This window comes from Zoogloea ramigera, assembly GCF_006539865.1.
Lineage (GTDB): Bacteria > Pseudomonadota > Gammaproteobacteria > Burkholderiales > Rhodocyclaceae > Zoogloea > Zoogloea ramigera.
In genome coordinates, this window is the sequence record NZ_BJNV01000161.1 from 1 (window position 1) to 1,442 (window position 1,442).

Genomic DNA, 1,442 nt, shown 5'->3' on the forward strand with positions numbered 1-1,442 from the left:
CGTTCCAGGCTCAGCCCGCTGCGGGCGAAGATGGTGCTTTGCCGATAGAGCGGCAGGTGATCACAGAACTTGCCCACCAGCACGTGGGCCAGGAGCGCTGGCCCGGCAAAGCCCCGCGCGATGGGCCGGCTGGGCGCTTCGGCCTGGGCGATGTGATCGCAGCGGGCGCAGGCAAGTTTGGGGCGCACATGGCGGATCACCTTGAAGCTGGCCGGGATGTACTCGAGCATCTCCGAGACCTCCTCACCCAGGGGCTTGAAGGCGCCGCCGCAGCAGGGGCAACGGGTGTCGGTCGGTAGATGCTCAATCGTCTCCCGAGGCAGATCGTCGGGAAAGGGTTTGCGTTGGCGCCGCGGCGAGCGACCCGCGGCCGGTGGGGCGTCGGCCGTCTTGGCGGGCGCCGGCAAGGGCTGCGGCGTCAGAAGCAAGGGCAGGTCGAGCTGCCCTTCGGCCCGCCAGGGTTCGGCGCGCCGCCCGAAATGCATCTGACGGTACTTGGCCACCAGCAGCTTGAGACGCACCACCTCGGCCTCGAGCTCACCCACCTGATGGCGCAGGGCGGCCACCTCGTCAGAAGGGTCGATGGGGGGAGGCGTGACAGGCTGGGGCATGACGCGAGTCTACGCGAGACACCCGTCGGTGAACAGCCCCCGGAATCCTATCCTGCCGCCTCCGGCTGCCAGGTGCGCACAGGGCGCCGCCAGTCGATGCCTTCGAGCAGCATCGCGAGCTGGGCCGCGGTAAGGACCACCGACCCCTCGCTGGCCTGGGGCCAGATGAAGCGGCCGTTCTCCAGCCGCTTCGCAAGCAGGCACAGCCCATCGCCGTCCCACCACAGCAGCTTGAGCCGATCCCCCTTGCGTCCGCGAAAGACGAACAGTTGGCCCGAGAAGGGATCCTGCTCGAGTTGGCTTTGCACCAGCGCTGCCAGGCCATCGAAGCCGCGGCGCATGTCGGTGAAGCCACAGGCCAGCCAGATGCGGGTGCCCGGGCCAGGGCGGATCATCGGGACAGACTCGTCAGCACCCGCTCGAGCACCGCCAGATCCACCGGGCCGCGCACCAGGAGACGGGCGCGGGGGAGCTCGATCTCGATCTCGCCACGGGGCGTGGAGGCCCGCGTTGCGGGCGGGGGCGTGTCGGGCACCACCGCGAGCCAGCTCACGTCCGCCTCCGCCTGGGTCGATGGGCGCGACTTCTCGATCCATTTGCGGACCAGATTGGCATTGACGCCGTGGGCCAGGGCCACCGCGGCAACCGATGCGCCCGGCACCAGGCACTCCGCTACGATCGCCGCCTTCAGCTCGGGGCTGCGCCGCACATAGGCCCCACGCCGAGCCACTCCTGCTGCCTTCTCAATTTCCATGGTGTCCACCCTCAAAAATGGTGGACACCTTCGCTGCTCAAAGAAATGGGATCAAGACGGGACAGGGACGACGCTTA

Annotated in this window: 3 protein-coding genes; all 3 read right to left on the reverse strand. The window is 68.5% G+C overall.

The features are described from left to right. The coding region (locus ZRA01_RS20200) for an IS66 family transposase zinc-finger binding domain-containing protein (RefSeq protein ID WP_141355165.1) at positions 1-611 on the reverse strand (611 nt) is incomplete at its 3' end. Between the two features lie 47 nt (positions 612-658). Continuing rightward, positions 659-1,006, reverse strand: a complete 348-nt coding sequence (tnpB, locus tag ZRA01_RS20205) for an IS66 family insertion sequence element accessory protein TnpB (protein ID WP_141355166.1) — start codon at positions 1,004-1,006, stop codon at positions 659-661. Beyond that, a complete protein-coding gene (gene tnpA, locus ZRA01_RS20210; RefSeq protein WP_141355167.1) occupies positions 1,003-1,365 on the reverse strand; it encodes an IS66-like element accessory protein TnpA in 363 nt (120 codons plus the stop codon). Before tnpA ends, tnpB begins: the two co-directional genes overlap by 4 nt. Positions 1,366-1,442 lie beyond the last annotated feature (77 nt).

What these genes read in the sequence shown, in the direction of transcription:
- tnpB (WP_141355166.1), bottom strand. Translation starts at nt 1,006, where the DNA reads ATGATCCGCCCTGGCCCGGGCACCCGCATCTGGCTGGCCTGTGGCTTC.
- tnpA (WP_141355167.1), bottom strand. Translation starts at nt 1,365, where the DNA reads ATGGAAATTGAGAAGGCAGCAGGAGTGGCTCGGCGTGGGGCCTATGTG.